At 71.3% G+C, this 13,103-nt stretch carries 12 protein-coding genes; 4 read left to right on the forward strand and 8 right to left on the reverse strand.

All coding sequences use genetic code 11. The features are described 5' to 3' along the window. Positions 1-14 precede the first annotated feature (14 nt). The 6 genes from ACX80I_RS01425 to ACX80I_RS01450 form a co-directional block, all read right to left on the reverse strand. Positions 15-2,246, reverse strand: coding sequence for an ATP-dependent DNA helicase RecG (locus ACX80I_RS01425; RefSeq protein WP_459343395.1), 2,232 nt, complete (start codon positions 2,244-2,246; stop codon positions 15-17). Then, a complete protein-coding gene (locus tag ACX80I_RS01430; protein WP_459343396.1) occupies positions 2,236-3,180 on the reverse strand; it encodes a DAK2 domain-containing protein in 945 nt (314 codons plus the stop codon). The genes ACX80I_RS01425 and ACX80I_RS01430 overlap by 11 nt, the downstream gene beginning before the upstream one ends. A gap of 22 nt (positions 3,181-3,202) precedes the next feature. Beyond that, on the reverse strand, positions 3,203-4,210 hold the full coding sequence (thiL, locus tag ACX80I_RS01435; protein WP_459343397.1) for a thiamine-phosphate kinase: 1,008 nt from the start codon (positions 4,208-4,210) through the stop codon (positions 3,203-3,205). 55 nt (positions 4,211-4,265) lie between these two features. Beyond that, the gene (locus ACX80I_RS01440; protein WP_459343398.1) at positions 4,266-5,687 is read right to left on the reverse strand and encodes a sugar nucleotide-binding protein; all 1,422 of its coding nucleotides are present in this window, start codon (positions 5,685-5,687) and stop codon (positions 4,266-4,268) included. Positions 5,688-5,691: 4 nt separating this feature from the next. Beyond that, complete coding sequence (gene rfbB, locus ACX80I_RS01445) at positions 5,692-6,690, reverse strand: dTDP-glucose 4,6-dehydratase (RefSeq protein WP_459343399.1); 999 nt, start codon at positions 6,688-6,690, stop codon at positions 5,692-5,694. Positions 6,691-6,796: 106 nt separating this feature from the next. Then, on the reverse strand, positions 6,797-7,600 hold the full coding sequence (locus ACX80I_RS01450; RefSeq protein ID WP_459343400.1) for a hypothetical protein: 804 nt from the start codon (positions 7,598-7,600) through the stop codon (positions 6,797-6,799). Positions 7,601-7,788: 188 nt separating this feature from the next. On the opposite strand from ACX80I_RS01450, the gene ACX80I_RS01455 reads away from it, so the two are divergent. Continuing rightward, the gene (locus ACX80I_RS01455; RefSeq protein WP_459343401.1) at positions 7,789-8,277 is read left to right on the forward strand and encodes a DUF3515 family protein; all 489 of its coding nucleotides are present in this window, start codon (positions 7,789-7,791) and stop codon (positions 8,275-8,277) included. Positions 8,278-8,383: 106 nt separating this feature from the next. Next, positions 8,384-9,241: an SMP-30/gluconolactonase/LRE family protein gene (locus ACX80I_RS01460; protein WP_459343402.1), complete on the forward strand. Its 858-nt coding sequence runs from the start codon at positions 8,384-8,386 to the stop codon at positions 9,239-9,241. A gap of 95 nt (positions 9,242-9,336) precedes the next feature. Here ACX80I_RS01460 and ACX80I_RS01465 read toward each other — a convergent pair whose 3' ends face one another. Next, positions 9,337-10,176: an SDR family oxidoreductase gene (locus tag ACX80I_RS01465; RefSeq protein ID WP_459343403.1), complete on the reverse strand. Its 840-nt coding sequence runs from the start codon at positions 10,174-10,176 to the stop codon at positions 9,337-9,339. A 132-nt stretch (positions 10,177-10,308) separates the two neighbouring features. On the opposite strand from ACX80I_RS01465, the gene ACX80I_RS01470 reads away from it, so the two are divergent. Both ACX80I_RS01470 and ACX80I_RS01475 read left to right on the forward strand, forming a co-directional pair. Next, positions 10,309-11,349 (forward strand): glycosyltransferase family 2 protein, encoded by a 1,041-nt coding sequence (locus ACX80I_RS01470; RefSeq protein ID WP_459343404.1) that lies wholly within the window; start codon positions 10,309-10,311, stop codon positions 11,347-11,349. Positions 11,350-11,392: 43 nt separating this feature from the next. Further along, positions 11,393-11,623, forward strand: coding sequence for a DUF3072 domain-containing protein (locus tag ACX80I_RS01475; protein ID WP_459343405.1), 231 nt, complete (start codon positions 11,393-11,395; stop codon positions 11,621-11,623). 78 nt (positions 11,624-11,701) lie between these two features. Here the strand turns inward: ACX80I_RS01475 and ribA are convergent, their stop codons facing one another. Beyond that, positions 11,702-13,087 carry a GTP cyclohydrolase II gene (gene ribA / locus ACX80I_RS01480; protein ID WP_459343406.1) on the reverse strand — a complete coding sequence of 462 codons (1,386 nt, stop codon included), beginning with the start codon at positions 13,085-13,087 and terminating at the stop codon, positions 11,702-11,704. Positions 13,088-13,103 lie beyond the last annotated feature (16 nt).

Below are 13,103 nucleotides of genomic sequence, written 5' to 3' on the forward strand. Positions count from 1 at the left end.
TGCGGAAGTGCTTGCTATCCCTTCTCGAGGAATGCTTCCTTCTCGGGGTTCAGGTAGAGGTCGATCGCGAGCGAGAGTCCCGGGTTGTCGTGCAGGTCAGGATCACCGGCGACGATCTCCTGTGCGTCGGCGCGCGCCTTCTCGATGACCTTGCCGTGCTGGGTGATCCTCAGGAAGCGCAGCGCCGAGCGGCCACCGGACTGGGTTGCCCCGAGGATGTTCCCCTCCCGCCGCAGCTCGAGGTCCTTCTGCGAGAGCTCGAATCCGTCGGTCGTGGAGGCCACGGCGGACAGCCGCTCGCGGCTCGGGTGCCCGGGTTCCAGTTTCGTGACGAGCAGGCACGTGCCCGCGTGGCCGCCACGGCCGATGCGGCCGCGCAGCTGGTGGAGCTGGGAGATGCCGAAGCGGTCCGCGTCCATGATGACCATGAGCGTCGCGTTCGGCACGTCGACGCCCACTTCGATCACGGTCGTCGCGATCAGCAACCGCACGCTGCCGTCGGCGAAGCGCGCCATCACGTCCGACTTGTCCTGCGGGTCCATCCGCCCGTGCAGCATGCCGCTCGTGACGCCCTGGAGCTGCGGGATCCCACCCAGGGACTCGACGAGTCCCACGACACTGGTGAGCTCCTGCTGCCCGCCGGGCTTCCGCTCCGCCGCGGGCTCGGCGTAGAGCGCCTCGGGCGCGTCCTCCTCCGTCTTCCCGTCGTCGCCGATCTTGGGGCACACCACGTACACCTGCCGGCCGGCGTCGATCTCCTCACGCGCCCGCGACCAGATCCGGTCCATCCAGGCGGGATGTTCGGCGAGGCCCACCTCGTGGGTGGCGATGGGAGAACGGCCGGCGGGCAGTTCGGACAGCGTCGAGGTCTCGAGGTCGCCGAACACCGTCATGGCGACGGTCCGCGGGATGGGTGTCGCCGTCATGACCAGGACGTGCGGGGACGTGCGGGCCTTGGTGCGCAGGGAGTCCCGCTGCTCCACCCCGAAGCGGTGCTGCTCGTCCACGACGATCAGGCCGAGGTCGAAGAACTCCACGTTGTCGGACAGGAGCGCATGGGTACCGATGACGATGCCCGCCTCGCCCGACGCGGCGTCGAGCAGCGACTTCTTGCGCTGCGCGGCGGACATCGAGCCCGTCAGCAGGACCACGCGCGTCCCGTCCGTGGCACCGCCCAGCATCCCGCCCTCGGCGAGCGGGCCCAGCGTCCTGGTGATGGACTGGAGGTGCTGGGCGGCCAGGACCTCGGTGGGCGCCAGGAGCGCCGCCTGCCCGCCGGCATCGATGACCTGCAGCATGGCCCGCAGCGCCACGAGGGTCTTGCCCGAGCCGACCTCCCCCTGCAGCAGCCGGTTCATCGGGTGGTCGCGTGCAAGGTCCTCGGCGAGCGTCCGGCCGACGTCGAGCTGGCCCTGCGTGAGGGTGAAGGGCAACCGCGCGTCGAACTGGTCGAGCAGGCCTCCGCCGTGCGGGGGCCGTGCTGTCGCTTCCTCCCGGGCCGTGAGCGCACGGCGCCGCGCGAGGGCAGCCTGCAGGACGAACGCCTCCTGGTACCGGAAGCGGTGCTGGGCCCGGTAGGCGTCCTCGACCTGCAGCGGCCGGTGCACGAGTTCGTACGCCGAGGCGAGGCTCAGGAGCTTGTCGCGCCGGGCGATCGACGCCGGGACGGGATCGTCGAGGTCCGAGAGCCGCAGCGTGTTGAGGATGATCCCGACCGCTGTCGCGATCTGGTCGCTCCCGAGCTTCTCCACCGCCGGGTAGACCGGGATGGGCCGGTGGACGTCCTCGGGGTCGTCGCCCTCGTCGAGGAGGGCGTATCGCGGATTGGTGAGCGACAGTCTCCCGCGGTACACCGTCACCTTGCCCGAGAACATGGCACGGACGCCGGGCTTGAGGTCGCGTGCCGCAGCGAATCCGTTGAAGAACGTCAGGTTCATCCCGCCGAGCCGGCCGTCGGCGTCGTCGGTGATCACGACCTCGAGCAGCATCCCCTTGCGCGTGTGCATCCTGCGCGACGCGGCGGACTGCACGCGCGCGATCAGCGTGACCTCCTCGTCCACCGGGACGTCCGCGATGGGCGTCAGCTCTCCCCGCTTCAGGTAGGTGCGGGGGAAGTGGTTGAGCAGCTGGCCCACGGTGGTGATGCCGAAGTACTTCGCGAGCTGCTTGGCGACCGGCCCGAGGTGCCGGTCGAGCGGTGCGTCGAGCTCCGATGCGGTCACCGACCGCGCCGCGTCAGGAGTCACCGGCCTCGGCTCCTACGGCGGGGGCGGCGAGCTGCGTCACCGAGATGTTGACGGGCGTGCCTGCGGCATGGATGAGGGCGAGGGCCGGACCGGGGTCGGGGACATGCACGTGGACGCGCCAGCGGTAGCCCTCCTCCACGGCCGTGACGGCACTCATGATGACCGAATCACCCAGCTCGTCGAGGTGGAGGCGGAGCGTCGCGGCATCCAGCGGGCTGAGGTTGATCGTGCACATGACCTCCACACCCTCGGCGTCGCCGCCGTCGTGGATGTGCGGTGCCTGGATGTCGTAGCCATGGAGTCCGTCGAGCAGCTCGTCCTGGAGCTCCTCGCCGAGCGCGGCGGCGCGGAGCGCGTCGAGGACCAGCAGGAAACCGACACCACCGGCATCGACCACCTCCGCGCGGGTGAGCGGACCGAGCTGGCTCTCGGTGCGCACGACCGCCAGCAGCGCGTGCTGCACGCAGCCCCTGAGGGCCAGCGCGAGCGCGTGGTTGCTGTCGTCGCCCGCGTGTCCTGACGCAGCCTCGGCTGCACCCCGCGCGCTCGATTCGAGGACCGAGAGCATGGTGCCGGGCACGGGGTCGCTGAGCGCCGACCAGCTGCGGATCTGCGCGCGATGCAGTGCGGACGCCAGGAGCGTGCACGTCAGGCGGGTGACTCCGTGCAGCGGCTCGGCGAAAGCCGCGAGGAAGACGGCGAAGAGGGTGCCGGAGTTGCCGCGGGCATCCTCCATGGCTGCCCTGCCCGCAATGGCGAGCAGCTCACCCAGGTCCGAGGTCTCGGCGTCGTGGGCTGCCTGCGCCGCGGAGCGGACGGTCTGGTAGAGGTTGGTGCCGGTGTCGCCGTCGGCCACAGGGAAGATGTTGATGGCATTGAGGCGGTCACTGTGGTTGCCGAGGGACTCTTCGGCCTTGCTCAACCAGCGCTTCATCGCAACTGCGTTAGCGGTGATCTTAGTCTGCAAAGTGATCCCATCCCCCGAGGGCAGTCGCCTGTGACGCCAGTGTCACCTGCGGCGTGCCCGGCACTACCGAGCCTACCGCAGTGAACCCGGCCGGCAGCAGGGCGTCCTGCGGGAAGGTGGCGAGGAGCCCGTGGTCCTCACCGCCGCCCAGCACCCAGGCCATCGGGTCGACGCCCAGCAGGTCGGCGGCCGGGAGCAGCGGATCGGCGTACCGGCGCAGGAGGGCCGGATCGAGGTCGAGCCGCACCCCGCTCGCGGTCGCGATCCGGCCGGCGTCACGGACCAGGCCGTCCGAGATGTCAAGCATCGCGCTCGCGCCGGCCGCCGCGGCCGCGGGACCGGCCTTCAGCGGCGGGCAGGGGCGCAGCTGGGCGGCGACGAGCTCCTCCCCCGGCGGGCCGAAGTCCTCCACCGGGCGGCCGTCCTCCAGGATGGCCAGGCCCGCCGCGGCGCGGCCCAGCGTTCCGGCCAGGGCGACGGTATCGCCGGCCCGCGCTCCGGAACGGAGGACCGCGGCCCGACCGTCCAGCATTCCCGTGACCGCGGCGGTGATCACGAGCTGGCCGCCACCCCCGAGGTCGCCGCCGACGACGGAGCATCCGGCGGCGCCGAGACCGCGAATGGCGGCGGCGAGTCCACGGGCGCAGTCCTCGACCCAGTCCACGGGTGTCTGCGGCGGAAGGGTCAGGCTCACCACCAGGGCGGTCGCCGTGCCGCCCATCGCGTTGATGTCGCTCAGGTTCTGGGCGGCGGACTTCCAGCCGACGTCGTAGCCGGTGGTCCGGAAGCCGTTGGCCCGGACCAGCCGGAAGTCGTGGTCCTCGACGAGGGTGTCCACGGACACCACGACCGGCCCACCGTGGTCGGCCAGCACCGCGGCGTCATCCCCCGGGCCGACCACCGTGCCGGTGGCCGGGCCGAGCAGCGGGAAGATCCGGGCGAGGAGCTCGCCCTCACTCAGGTCGCCGACGGCGGGGCACTGTGATGCTTCGGTCATGATGCCTACCGTACGGTGTGCGGCCGACACTGCGGTCCGGGACGGCCGGGCCGGCTCACGCCGTCGTCAGGGCCGCAACGTAGGCGGAGAGCCGGTCCGCCGACACGGCCGGTGCGAAGCCCGTCGCCTTGAGCTTCGTGAGGTCGAGCGTGCTCCGGAGCGGGCGGGGGGCGGCGTCCTTGCCCGCGAAGTACGCCTCCGTGCTCACGCCGGTGACGTCCGCGCGGTCCCTGCCGCAGAGGGCGTACACGTCCGCGGCGATCTCCGCCCAGCTCTGCGCATCACCGTCGTTCGTGACGTTGTAGGTTCCGAACGGTCCTGCCGTGGCCAGGAGATGCAGGATCGCCGCGGCGATGTCCTCCGTGAAGGTGAGGCGTCCGATCTGGTCGTCGACGACGCTCGGCGAGATGCCGCGGCCCGCGAGGCCGGCCATCGTCCGGACGAAGTTGTTGCCCTCGCCGATCACCCAGCTCGTGCGCAGGATGTAGTGGCGCGGCACCGTGGCGACGACCGCGTCGCCCGCGGCCTTGGTCTGTCCGTACACGCCGAGCGGACTGAAGGGCTCGGCCTCGTCGTGGAGCTCCCGCGACCCGTCGAAGACGTAGTCGCTGGAGATGTGGACCAGGGTCAGGCGGTGGGCACTGGCAACCCGTGCGAGGGCGGCGACGCCGGCGACGTTGACGGCCCACGCGGCCGCCCTGCCTTCCGGGGTCTCCGCGGCGTCGACCGCGGTGTACGCGGCGGCGTTGATGATCGTGTCGTACGCGGTCCACGGCCGGGCGCCGTCGAGGGTCCCGTCCAGGAGGTCGAGGTCGGCCCGCCCGGCGAACTCCACGGAGGGGTGGTCGACGAGCGCGGCCCGCAGCGCCTTGCCGAGCTGTCCGTCGGCACCGACGACGAGGGTCCGGCGCGGAGCGAGCGGGGTGACCTCGGCCAGGCGCGGGTGCTTCCGGTCCTTCTCCGACAGTTCCGCGTCGGCGAGCGGGATGGGCCAGTCGATGGCGGCCGTCTCGTCGGCGAGGTTGAGGAACACGTACTGGTCCTGCGCATCGGCCGACCAGTGGTCGTTGACGAGGTAGGTGTAGGCGGTGCCGTCCTCCAGGGTCTGGAAGGCGTTGCCGACCCCGCGCGGGATGAAGATCGCCGTCGACGGATCGAGCTCTGCCGTGAAGACGGCACCGAAGGACGGGCCCTCGCGGAGGTCCACCCACGCCCCGAACACGCGGCCCGTGGCGACGGAGATGAACTTGTCCCAGGGCTCGGCGTGGATGCCGCGCGTGGTGCCGGCGGTCTCGTTGAAGGAGATGTTGTTCTGCACGGGACCGAAGTCGGCGAGGCCGGCGGCGGTCATCGTGGTCCGCTGCCAGTTCTCCTTGAACCAGCCCCGGTTGTCGCCGTGGACAGGGAGGTCGAACAGGACGACGCCGGGGATCGGCGTCTCGCGGGCGGCGAGGGGCTTCGAGAAAACGGGTCCCATGGCCTTACTGCCCCAGCTCGGTGTACTTGGACTCGGTGACGGCCTTCTGCGGGCGCCACCAGTCCTCGTTGTCCCGGTACCAGGCTATGGTGTCGCGCAGGCCCTGCTCGAAGTGGTGGAACTCGGGGGTCCAGCCGAGTTCGGTGCGCAGCTTGGTGGAGTCGATGGCATAGCGCAGATCGTGTCCGGCGCGGTCCACCACGTGGTCGTAGGCGTCGGCGGGCTGACCCATCTCCGCGAGGATGAGTTCGACGACGTCCTTGTTGTTCCGCTCCCCGTCGGCGCCGATCAGGTAGGTCTGCCCGATCTCGCCGGTGGTGAGGATCGTCCACACCGCCGACGAGTGGTCGTTCGCGTGGATCCAGTCCCGCACGTTCAACCCCTCGCCGTAGAGCTTCGGGCGGACGCCGTCGATCACGTTGGTGATCTGGCGGGGGATGAACTTCTCGACGTGCTGGTACGGCCCGTAGTTGTTCGAGCAGTTGCTGATGGTCGCCCGGACACCGAAGGAGCGGACCCAGGCCCGCACGAGCAGGTCCGACCCTGCCTTCGTGGACGAGTAGGGGCTCGAGGGGTTGTAGGGCGTGTCCTCGGTGAAGCGCGCCGGGTCGTCGAGTTCGAGGTCGCCGTAGACCTCGTCGGTGCTGATGTGGTGGAACCGCTTCCCGTACCGGCGCGCCGCTTCGAGCAGCGTGTAGGTGCCGATGATGTTCGTATCGAGGAAGGGGCGCGGGTCGTGCAGCGAGTTGTCGTTGTGCGACTCGGCCGCGTAGTGCACGACGGCGTCCGCGCGCTCGGTGAGCGGGTCGACGACGGCGGCGTCGGCGATGTCCCCGACGACCAGTTCGAAGCGGTCGCGGGGCAGCCCCTCGAGCGAGGCATGGTTGCCGGCGTAGGTCATCTTGTCGAGGACCGTGACGGAGGTGTCCGTGTGCTCCATCAGGTAGTGGACGAAATTGGACCCGATAAAGCCGGCGCCGCCGGTCACCAAGAGATTCTTCACGTCCTGCACTTTACCGGGCGGAACGGGGACTGCCGGAGCGGGGCGCGGCCAGGTCCTGGTTTCCGCAGCGCGGGAGGCGCCCGTCGTACAGGCGCCTCCCCGTGCCTCAGGACTGGTGCCGGCCCCGCCGCCGAACGGCGAGGACCGCGACGGCGACGAGCGCGACCGCGAGGATCCCCGCGCCGATCCACGCGGCCGGGGCCGGGGACGAGGTCCGCGCCTCCTGTACCGCCTGCGCGGTGCTGCGGGCGGTGGGCGTGCCGGAGCGGCTCGCCTGCGGGGTCGCGGTCGTCGAGGACGTCCCGGCCGGGGCCACCGGGGCGGGAGCCTCGCCGGCCGGGGCAGGCGTACCGGAGGGCGACGCGGGGGCGGAGGCCGTCGCCGTCGCCGTCGCAGTCGCAGTCGCAGTCGCCGGTGCCGTCACCGGTGCTGTCGCTGTTGGTGCCGGTATCGGCGCCGTCCCCCCCGGGCCCGGATCCGGAGCGGCGATCTCGCCGTCGACCTCTCCAACCTCGCCCGTGAGGGCGTCGTAGCGCAGGTTCGTGTAGATGAGGGTGTCGGGGAATACGAGGTTTCCGGTTCCGGGCTCGATCAGGTACCCGGTGGCAGGGTGGACCAGGAATCCGGTGCGGGCGTTGATGGCGAACCCGGTCTCCGGGTCGATCCCCGACGTCGCCGTCGAGTCGTCAGCGGGTGGAGCCGGTTCGCCGAAGGTGGCGGCCGGCTGCGGCTGCTGTGCCACCACGGGTTGCTGCTCGGCCGGCGCAGGCAGGACGGGGGCCGGCTCGGATTCGACCGCGGACGCGGCCATCGGTGCGGCGAGGACCGCACCCGCGAGGAGGGCGGCAGCGGCCGCGGACAGAATCCTGGTACTGGCGGTTGTCGGGGTGCGGCGGTGGGGCGCGTTCATGTGTCCTCGGCTCGGGCTCTCGCCCCCGACGGGCTGGAAGGCGACACGCGGGGTGCGGGTGGAACAGCAGCCTGAGACCGGCTGCGGCTCTCGAATCCTACTGTCGGCGGCCTTCCCCACCCTGCTTTCCAGGGAGGACGACGCCGTCGTGTCGCTCCTGTGCACGGGCCACCTACTAGGGTGGAGCCATGCCTGCCCTCCCCCGTGTCGGAACCCGCCTGGTGCCTGCGGCGGTGCTGCTTCTCACGCTGTCCGGCTGTGCCCCGGCGGTGGATGTCGACCCCGCCGCCGATGCCGCGAACGCCCGGTGCGCCGACGTGATGATCGCCCTGCCACCGACGGTCGCCGAGAACGATCAGCGCGAGACGACCAGCCAGGCGACGTCCGCCTGGGGGGATCCCTCGAAAGTGGTCCTGCGGTGCGGGGTGACCGTTCCGGGACCCACCACCGACCCCTGCGTGACCGTGAACGACGTCGACTGGGTGGTCCGCGAGGGGGATCCGGCCTGGACCGCCACCACGTACGGGCGCGACCCTGCCGTCGAGGTCCTCTTCGACCCCGACGAGGTCGCGTCGAGCACGGTCCTCGTGGAACTCGGGGACGCGGTGTCGAGGATCGGGCAGACGCGGGCGTGCGTGGGACTGTCCGACGCGACCCCCGCACCCTCGGGCGGCTGACCGTCCCGCCGGCCATGCACCCCAGCACGAACCATGCCGACCGCACCGACCAGCAGTCGGAACCGGCACCGAGCAATCCCGACCGCACCAACCAGCAGGAGGACCCGTGAAGGCCGAGCAAATCTCCGACGTCTGCACCTTCCACGGCGAAGGCCCGTACTGGGACCCACGCCGCAGCGAGCTCCTGCTCGTCGACATGATGGAGGGCGACGTCCTGGTACGCCACGAGGACGGCAGCATCGACCGCCACGACGTGCACCCGCGGCTCGCGGGCGTGATCCGGGGCCGGGAGTCGGGCGGCTACGTGGTCGGGGTCGAGCGGGGATTCCTGTTCGCCGACGACGCCTTGGCGGTCCTCGAGCACGGACCGGAGGCATTCAGCGATGCGGCCGTGCGCATGAACGACGGCGGCTGCGACCCGGCCGGACGCTTCCTCTGCGGATCGATGGGGTGGGAGGGCGGCTTCGGCCTGGGCACCCTCTACTCCCTGGACACGGATCTCTCGGTGTCCACCGTGCTGACCGGCGCCACCATCTCGAACGGCCTCCACTTCTCCCCGGACGGGGGGACCGCGTTCTTCAGCGACACCCCCACGGGGAGGATCGACGCCCTCGGGTACGACATGGCGAGCGGGCGGTTCACCGATCGCCGCACGTTCGCCGTCGTCGAGCCCGCACTCGGTATGCCCGACGGCATGGCCATCGACGCGGAGGGCGGTATCTGGACCGCGCTCTACGGGGGCGGGGCCGTCGCCCGCTACGACGCCTCGGGCAGGCTCTCCGAGCACATCCCGCTGCCCGTCACGAACGTGACCGCGTGCGCTTTCGGCGGGACGGACCTCGGGACGCTGTTCATCACCACCACGCAGGAGAACATCCCGGCCGGTTCCGAGCCGACGGCGGGGGCCCTGTTCGCCGTCGAGCCCGGAGTCGCCGGCACGCCGCTGCCGATGTTCAGGGGGTAGCGCACCGGCATTCCCCGGACCACCACTGTCAAGCGCCCGGGGAATGCCGAGAGTCCTTCGTCGCCGGTCCGGCCGCGGATGGGGCCGGCGGGACGTCAGAGGATCGGCTTGCCTCCGGTGACCGCGATGCGCGCACCCGAGACGTAGCTGGCCTCGTCGGACGCCAGCAGGACGTAGACGGCCGCGAGTTCGGCGGGCTGGCCGGCCCGCTGCAGGGGGACCTGCTGGCCGAAGCTCTCCACCTCGTCCTCGGGCATCGTGGCCGGGATGAGCGGGGTCCAGATGGGACCGGGTGCCACGGAATTCGCCCGGATGCCGCGGTCCGCGAGGAGCTGGGCCATCGACGCCGTCATGTTCGCGATGCCGGCCTTCGTCGCCGAGTAGGGCAGCAGGGTGGGCACGGGGTTGTCGGAATTCACCGAGCTCGAGCCGATGATGGACCCGCCCGGCGGCATGAAGGGCAGAACCGCCTTCGTGAGGTGGAAGAACGCGCTGAGGTTGATGGCCAGGGTGCGGTCCCACTCCTCGTCCGGGATCTCCTCGATGGTCTCGTGCGTCATCTGGAAGGCGGCGTTGCTGACGAGGATGTCCACCTTCCCGAACTCCTGGACGGCCGTGTCGATCACGGCCCGGCACGTCGCAGGATCAGCGAGGTCTCCCGGGAACAGGACAGCCCTGCGCCCGGCCTCCTCCACCCACCGGGCCGTCTCCTGGGCGTCCTCGTCCTCGTTCAGGTAGCTGATGAGGACGTCGGCCCCCTCCCGTGCATAGGCGATGGCGACAGCCCGGCCGATGCCGCTGTCACCACCCGTGATGACCGCCTTCTTGCCGGCGAGTCGTCCCGACCCGCGGTAGGACTGCTCGCCGTGGTCCGGGGTGGGCTCCATGGCACCGGTGGTTCCGGGCGGTTCCTGCTGCTGCGCTGGCTGGCTCACTGTTCCTCCTGGTGTCTACGGGCAATTCCACCCGCCGGTTCCTTGCACCCTCACCGTAAGCACGCTTAGTAATTGGAGGGAAGCGGCCGGCCGGTCGGAAAACCCGTTGCACAAGGAGGACACCCACCGTCCATGCAGTACCCAGCCGAATACATCCTGCCCCTGAAGTGGAACGGCACGGGGCCCGTGACGGAACTGGCGCACTACCTGCGCGATCTCGTCCGCTGGATCGACGTCACCGTGGTCGACGGCTCCGACGACCCCTCCTTCGACCGGCATTCCCGGGCCTTCCCGCCGGAGGTCCGCCATCTCCGGCCCGATCCGGAGCTCGTCCGCCGGGGCGGCAACGGGAAGGTGCACGGCGTGCTGACGGGGCTCGCCGCGGCTCGGCACGAGCTCGTCGTGATCGCGGACGACGACGTCCGGTACCGGCGCCCCGAGCTCCAATGGGTCCTCGAGCTCCTCGAGGAGTCCGACCTCGTGCGCCCGCAGAACTACTTCGCCCGGCTGCCGTGGCACGCCCGGTGGGACACGGGCCGCACACTGCTCAACAGGGCCTTCTCCTCCGACTATCCGGGCACGCTCGGCGTCCGCCGGAGCACGCTCCTCGCGGCGGGCGGCTACTGCGCCGACGCCCTCTTCGAGAACCTCGAGCTCATCCGCACCGTGAAGGCGGCCGGTGGCGTCGAGGCCCGCGCCGACGACCTCTTCGTGGCACGGCTCCCCTGCTCCTCGCGGCACTTCGGCCGCCAGCGGGTCCGCCAGGCCTATGACAGCTTCGCGCAGCCCGGACGGCTCGCCGTCGAACTCGGCCTGCTGCCCGCGGTCCTCCTGGCCCGACCTGCCCCGCACCACCTCGCGCTGGCGGGACTGGCGGTCGTCGCCGTCGCCGAGGTCGGCCGGCGACGGCGGGGCGGACGGCACGTCTTCGGGCCCACGGCCGCCCTGTGGGCACCGGTCTGGCTCCTCGAACGCGCCGTCTGCAGCTGGCTCGCCGTCGCGAGCAGGGCACGCGGGGGTGTGCGGTACGCCGGCGGCAGGATGCTCCTCGCAGCGCACTCGGAGCGGTACCTGCGCGCGCGGCTCGAGCAGCGCGGCGTCGCCGGCGCGCTGCCGGCAGGAGCCACCTCTCTCCCGGCAGCGCCCCCCACGCGGGGCACCCCGGGAAAGTAAGTAGACTGATGGCTCATGCTGGCCACGACCGATAGGAACCGACATGGCAGACACACTGGGAAGCCCCACCTCCGAGCCTGAGGGCGGTTTCGAACGGGATCCTGCGGACTGGGTCACCGGCGACGAGCCCATGACCGCCGCACAGCGCAGCTACCTCGACACGCTGGCACGGGAGGCGGGCGAGGAGATCCCGGCGGACATCACCAAGGCGGAGGCCTCGGAGCACATCGACCGCCTGCAGAACAAGAGCAAGAGGCTCGGCGGCGACTCGTAGCGACCCCCTCCTGCAGCATCCACCCACGGATGCTGCAGGGCGGGATGCTGCAGGGCGGAGTGCCGGCTCCGGGCAGGCTCAGCGCACGGCGGCGAAGTTGAACTCGGTGCAGATGTCCTGGCCGAAGACGAACCGGCGGACGGGTGCCGTGCGGGCCTCCGCCAGCGCATCCGACCCGGAGAACCGGATACCGGGGACGCCGTCGCCCACCAGCACCGGGGCAGTGGTCAGGTACAGCCGGTCTAGCAGGCCGGCCTCCAGGAAGCGCGAGACGGTGTTGCCGCCTCCCTCGACCAGCACCTTCCACAGGTCCCGCGCCTGCAGGATGTCGAGGACGCGGCGCGGCGCGAAATCGTCCGCGGCCAGCCTCACCACCTCCACCAAGGCGGGCAGGGCCGCGGGCACCTCCGCATCGTGCCCCACGATCCAGAGGGTCGGCACGCCGTCGTCGGCCAGGACGCGCGCGCCGACGTCCACCCGCGCCGCGGCGTCGAGCACCACGCGGACGGGGCTGCTGCCCGGCACGTCCTCGACGGCGAGCGAGCAGTCCTCGGTGAGCACGGTGGACGCACCGACGACGACGGCGTCCACGAGGGCGCGCAGCCGCTGGAGGTGCCCGTGGTCGCCGCGGTCCTCGTGGAAGCCGGAGTCCCCGGAGCGCGACGCGATGAACCCGTCCAGGCTCTGGCGCAGCTGCCCGACGACGATCTGTCCTGACGCACCGGCCAGGTAGCCGTACCGGTGCGCGAGCTCCTCCGCCTCGCCCGGCGCGGGCGCTGCAGGGACGACGCCGTCGAGCAGGTCGCTCCAGGCGTCGGCCGAGGGGGCCTCGTCGTGCCGCATCCGTGCCCGCTTGGTCGCGAGGTAACCCGCGTTCTCCGAGCGCTCGGACACGGGCAGTCCGCGGCGCTCGACGACCGCGATGCCCAGGTCCTCCAGCGCTTCCTCCTTGGCGGGATTGCCGGAGAGCAGGCGGACGGCGCCGATGCCGAGGTCCTGCAGGATCTCCGCGGCCTGGTCGTAGCGCCGGGCGTCGACGGGAAGCCCGAGGGCGGTGTTCGCATCGACCGTGTCCACGCCCCGGTCCTGCAGGGCGTACGCCTTCAGCTTGTCGAGCAGTCCGATGCCCCGGCCCTCGTGTCCCCGCACATAGACCACCACGCCGCGGCCCTCCTCGGAGATGGCGGCGAGCGCGGCATCCAGCTGTTCCCCGCAGTCGCAGCGCCAGGACCCGAAGGCGTCACCCGTGAGGCACTCGCTGTGGACGCGGACCAGCGGAGCTGCATCCTGCGCGGCGTGGACGCCATCGTGGATCCCCTGCGCGAGCGCGACGTGCTCGGTCCCCTCGCCGTCGCGGTAGCCGATCATGCGGAACGTGCCGTGCCGGGTGGGCAGGACGGTCTCCGCAACCCTCTCGACCGTGGCCGGCACGGAGGCGGACTCAAGCTGGGTGGACTGGGTCATGCATCAACCTTAGGAG

The organism is Arthrobacter rhamnosi, from assembly GCF_054510855.1.